Raw genomic sequence first — 4,309 nt, 5'->3', positions numbered from 1 at the left:
GGGCGCGTACGGCGGCAGGAACGCGATCTGGATATGGCCGCCCAGGCTGTCCAGATAATCGCGCACCAGGCGACTGCGGTGCGCCTTCAAGCCATCCCAGATGACCAGCAGCGGCTGTTTCAGATGGGCCTTCAGCGCCTTGRGGAATTCGACGATCTCTTCCTTCTTGATGCTGCCCTCGTGCAGCCGGAACAGGCAGTTGGTGCGKGTGAGTCCGGCGATGACCGAGACGTGAGTCCAGTTGAAATGGAACTGGATGATGGGTGTCTGTCCCTTGGGCGCCCATGTGCGCACTCGGGTGGGGCGCTCGCTGATGCCCGACTCGTCCACAAAGACGATCAGCCGTCCTTCTCGCTGGGCTTTTTTTTAAGCGCCGGCCAGGTACTGCGTTTCYAGTTGCGCACGGCATCCTCGTTGCGCTCGATCGCCCGCTTCTCGGGCTTCTGCGGGMTGAACCCCAGTGCGCCCAGGATGCGCCAGACATGCACTTCACTGAAGGACACGCCGTACAGACGCTCGATGAGTAGACGCACCCGCTTGAGCGTCCACAACTCGGTTCCAAAGCCGTGCTCGGTAGGGCGCTGTAACAGCGCGCGGCGCAAGCCCTCGAGTTGCTGTGCGTCCAGCTGGGCAGGACGTCCCGGCGACATGGCGCGCAACGCATCGATCCCGCCTTCATCGAGCCGGGCCTTCCACGTGTACACGGTCTGGCGTGCCACGCCAACCGCCGCTGCGGCCTGCGCGGGGGTCTTGCCCGCCAGCAGCATTCGCCCAGCCTGCACCCGTTTGCGCGTGGCCTCGTCCATCTTCTTGCCCATGCAACCTACCTCCAATCAATCCGCTGATTGGATAACGTTCGAGGACGTTATTGGTTGTCATGGATTTGGTAAATCTCAATAAACTGCACATGCGCACGGCACTGGCTGCGACATGCATGGCGCTGGCGATGGTCGCCCTGCCGGCTCGCGCGGCCGAAGTTCCTGTCGTCACCGGCGAGCTGGACCACCTCGAGCGAGGCCGTCAAGAAGGCCTACCTCGTGGGCATGGCCAACCTGGTCCAGGTCCAGGCCACCTACTTCGCCGCGAACCCGCCGACCGATGCGCAGAAGTTCATCCCGCGCCTTGCCAAGGGCATGCAAGGCCAGACGCTGGACAGCGTGCGCGAGGGCCTCGATCGCTGGTATGCGGCCAATCCGACGAAGCTGAAGCGGCCGGTACTCGACACGATCTGGTTCGAGATGGCCCTGCCCGGCCTGCAGAAGAACAAGTAACGGAGAGCGATCATGAAACGACTTCAATGGGTGGCGATCGTTGCCGCGATCACGCTGGCGAGCGGCTGCACCGACATGACCCCGCGGCAGCAGGGAACGATGAGCGGCGCGGCAATGGATGCGGCGGGCGGAGCCGGCATCGCGGCCATCTCGGGCGGCGATGCCTGGACAGGCGCAGCCATCGGCGGCATCGCCGGCGGCGTGGCCGGAAACATCATGGGCGGCAGGCAGCAGCAGATGGGCTGGTAAGGCCTGTGGCCTCACCGGTGCAGTCGAAGTGTCTGGTCCTGGCGCTGCTGCTTCTGCTGCCGCTGTCGGCGCTCGCGCTGAGCACCTCCAACACGCGCGCAGTCAACATGCGGTCCGGGCCGGATCGCTTCTTCGAAGTGATGACGGTCCTTCCCGCGCGGACTTCCGTCAGGGTCACGGGCTGCATCGGCAGTTGGCGCTGGTGCCAAGTCGTCACGCGGCGCCATCGGGGCTGGGTCGCACTACCTGCAGGACCCGGTTCGCGGGCGAGTGCCCATCGTCAATGACCGGGGATCGTCGCGGCCGCCTCCGGCCCGACCCAGGGACCAGCCAGTGAGGCCTGCCGGCTGAAGCCTTAGGGCTCGGCGCGCGGCTTCAAGGTCGTGAAGTCGAGGAACGCGGTCTGTTCGAAAGACTCGTCCTGCGCCGGCTTGGCGAAGTCCATGAAATCGGTCGCCTCGAAACTGATGTCGCGTCGAACCGGGGCCGACGCACGCGCGTGCCGCTCCTTGGCGCTCTCGCGCAGGCGGGCCAGATCGGCCCGCACCTCTTCGAGCGAGCGCATGGTCTTGGCCGGTGYCTGCGCTTGCGCAATTCGCGCTGCGGCTGGGGCTTCAGCTGGAGCCGCAGCCGGCGCCGGGCTCGGCACCGGCTCGGTTCGCGGCGCAGCGACATCGGCCTGGGCCGGCGCCGGCATCGGCTCCTGCGCTTCAGCTTCCAACGGGACCGGCTTCGACGGCAGCGCCCGTTCCACCGGCGCCATGGGTCGCGGCATGCTGGAAGCCACCACGCGCGGCGCCGAACGCGCACGGCCGCCGAACAGTTGCCGAAGGCGCCTGCCGATGCGATGCAGTGTTCCGAGAGAAGGTGATGCTTTCATGGGCTGAGGAGCGGGAGTTGTGCCATTGTGTAGCCATCACAATGAAGTCGAATGGATTACACCGCTGTGCATTTCGCGATTTGCGTACAAATGCACGGATCCGTTCAGCATGCCRCCGCCGTCGTTCGGCAGACGCTATTTCCAGGCCCGAATCGGCGACTGCCTTCAGGACAGCTTCCACCACAGCAGTCCCGCCACCACAGCCGGCACGGCAAAGATGCCGAGAAAGATCGGGAACTCTTCGCCCCAAGAGTAGCCGGCGGTGCTGACGCCGACCCACATGTTGACGAAGGCAGCCACCAGCCAGACCGGGATGAAGAGCCTGGCACCCATGACGAGTCCGGCCATGCCGCCCCACGCATGCCCCAGCAGCAGACAGGCAGCCATCAGCGCCAGGCCGCCGCCGATCACGATGACTGTATGCATGAGGCGCTGCCTGCTCAGCCCGCCAGTTCGCTCAAGGTCTTGCCTTGCGCCAGTGCTTCCTTGAGCCAGCGCGGCTGCGGCCCCCGGCCGGTCCACGAATGGCCGGCGTCGTCGCGATAGAGCACGGTCGATGGGCGGCGCTGCGTCCGGGCCGTCTTCTTGGCGGCGCGCAGGACGTCGACCGGAGTGGAAGAGACCTTGAAGTCGTCGAGCGACCTGCCGGCCGCCAGCGCCTCGCGCAGCCAGCGGGGACGAGGTCCGCGCCCCGACCAGGTGCCGCCGGCGCCGTCACTGTAGCGGGCCGCTGTTGCGAGCGCCTTCTCTTTTTTCTTGCTCGACGCCGCCTTCGGGCTCGCGCCCGCGGCTCCGAAGCCCAGTTGCTGCGCGGTCAATCCGTAGTGAGCGATCGCGACCTTGATGCGATCGACCACGCCGGCGACTTCCTTGTCGCGAAGACTGTCGGCCTGGCGTTGGAGCAATGCGATCTTCTTCTGGATTTGAGCGTATGTCGTAGTCATGGACCTTGCTGTGCGTTGAGATAAGTGCCATAGCTTAGTCGGAGTGCGGCTGCGACGACAGTGGCGACGCCCGGCTGCACGCGTTACTCATTTGCCGAGTACCCGGTGCTCGAATGGATGTGCGCCTGCTGCGACGAGCAGGCCCCGATTCACCTACTTCGTTGACACGATCACCGGCGGCTTCCAGCTGCCACCGCCGGCGGGCAGCACCGAGGGCGGCGTTTCCTTCGGCCAGTAGAGGCGCATCACCATGTAGACCGGCCCATTCGGCGCCGGCAGCCAGTTCGACTGGAGCGCCTTGCCGGGCGACTTGTACTGCACGTAGAGCGTCAGCGAGCCGTCCTTGTTCTTCTTCATGTGCGGCAGCATCAGCGCGTTGATCAGGTAGCGGTTGATCGGGTTGTCGATCAAGCGCTGCGTCTTGCCGTCGTACATGGACACCAACCAGAAGGCATTCACCGGGGGCAGCTGGACGGCCGGGAAGGTGATCGTGTAGTTGTGCTTCCTTCCTGGCGCATGGAGTTCACGAGGCCGCGGGCTGCGCGGTGCTGGACATCTCGATGCCCGGCTTCAACGGCCTCCAGGTGCAGGAGCGACTGACACGGGCCGCGATCGGCATCCCGGTGATTGCGCTGTCGGCACGCGACGACGACGAGACGCGGCGGCTGGCGCGCGCGCTCGGCACCCAGTTCTTCCTGCGCAAGCCGGTCGACCGCCAGGCCTTGCTGGACGCCATCGACTGGGTCACGGGAAGCGGTGGCGCCATTTCCCCTGCCGCGCCGCGACGCTGAGAATCAGCCCGCCTCTGCCGCCTCGCGCAGCGCCATCGAAGCACGGGCCACGATGTCGGCGCCGCAGAGGCTCACCAGTTCGGCGACAGAGCGCACACCCTTTCCATGACCCGCGCCCGGTGGACCTTGACGGTCTTCTCGGAGATCTCCATGTCGCTGGCGATCTGCTTGTTG

8 protein-coding genes and 2 pseudogenes are annotated in these 4,309 nt (G+C 65.8%); 4 read left to right on the top strand and 6 right to left on the bottom strand.

Going from position 1 to position 4,309, the window contains the following annotated elements; translation table 11 throughout:
* Window positions 1–818, bottom strand: a pseudogene (locus AC1DY5_RS44190) (IS630 family transposase); the annotation flags it as partial.
* 225 nt (window positions 819–1,043) lie between these two features.
* Between AC1DY5_RS44190 and AC1DY5_RS44185 the strand changes: the two are divergent.
* The 3 genes from AC1DY5_RS44185 (at window position 1,044) to AC1DY5_RS44175 (ending at window position 1,807) form a co-directional block, all read left to right on the top strand.
* Window positions 1,044–1,271 (top strand): hypothetical protein, encoded by a 228-nt coding sequence (locus tag AC1DY5_RS44185; RefSeq protein ID WP_478120738.1) that lies wholly within the window; start codon window positions 1,044–1,046, stop codon window positions 1,269–1,271.
* 12 nt (window positions 1,272–1,283) lie between these two features.
* On the top strand, window positions 1,284–1,520 hold the full coding sequence (locus AC1DY5_RS44180; RefSeq protein WP_478120737.1) for a hypothetical protein: 237 nt from the start codon (window positions 1,284–1,286) through the stop codon (window positions 1,518–1,520).
* 107 nt (window positions 1,521–1,627) lie between these two features.
* Window positions 1,628–1,807 carry an SH3 domain-containing protein gene (locus AC1DY5_RS44175; protein WP_478120741.1) on the top strand — a complete coding sequence of 60 codons (180 nt, stop codon included), beginning with the start codon at window positions 1,628–1,630 and terminating at the stop codon, window positions 1,805–1,807.
* 68 nt (window positions 1,808–1,875) lie between these two features.
* Here AC1DY5_RS44175 and AC1DY5_RS44170 read toward each other — a convergent pair whose 3' ends face one another.
* The 4 genes and pseudogenes from AC1DY5_RS44170 to AC1DY5_RS44155 form a co-directional block, all read right to left on the bottom strand.
* Window positions 1,876–2,400, bottom strand: coding sequence for a hypothetical protein (locus AC1DY5_RS44170; protein ID WP_478120736.1), 525 nt, complete (start codon window positions 2,398–2,400; stop codon window positions 1,876–1,878).
* Between the two features lie 165 nt (window positions 2,401–2,565).
* The gene (locus AC1DY5_RS44165) at window positions 2,566–2,826 is read right to left on the bottom strand and encodes a hypothetical protein (protein ID WP_478120735.1); all 261 of its coding nucleotides are present in this window, start codon (window positions 2,824–2,826) and stop codon (window positions 2,566–2,568) included.
* A 14-nt stretch (window positions 2,827–2,840) separates the two neighbouring features.
* Window positions 2,841–3,344, bottom strand: coding sequence for an H-NS family nucleoid-associated regulatory protein (locus AC1DY5_RS44160; RefSeq protein ID WP_478120734.1), 504 nt, complete (start codon window positions 3,342–3,344; stop codon window positions 2,841–2,843).
* Window positions 3,345–3,497: 153 nt separating this feature from the next.
* Window positions 3,498–3,836, bottom strand: a pseudogene (locus AC1DY5_RS44155) (DUF1214 domain-containing protein); the annotation flags it as partial.
* A gap of 17 nt (window positions 3,837–3,853) precedes the next feature.
* Here AC1DY5_RS44155 and AC1DY5_RS44150 point away from each other — a divergent pair.
* Window positions 3,854–4,135, top strand: a complete 282-nt coding sequence (locus tag AC1DY5_RS44150) for a response regulator (RefSeq protein WP_478120740.1) — start codon at window positions 3,854–3,856, stop codon at window positions 4,133–4,135.
* A 71-nt stretch (window positions 4,136–4,206) separates the two neighbouring features.
* Here AC1DY5_RS44150 and AC1DY5_RS44145 read toward each other — a convergent pair whose 3' ends face one another.
* Complete coding sequence (locus AC1DY5_RS44145; RefSeq protein WP_478120739.1) at window positions 4,207–4,299, bottom strand: LuxR C-terminal-related transcriptional regulator; 93 nt, start codon at window positions 4,297–4,299, stop codon at window positions 4,207–4,209.
* Window positions 4,300–4,309: the final 10 nt, after the last annotated feature.

The organism is Variovorax sp. P4_D9, from assembly GCF_056401695.1.
Note: the sequence above shows the minus strand (reverse complement) of the source record. Positions and strands in the feature narration are given on the sequence as shown.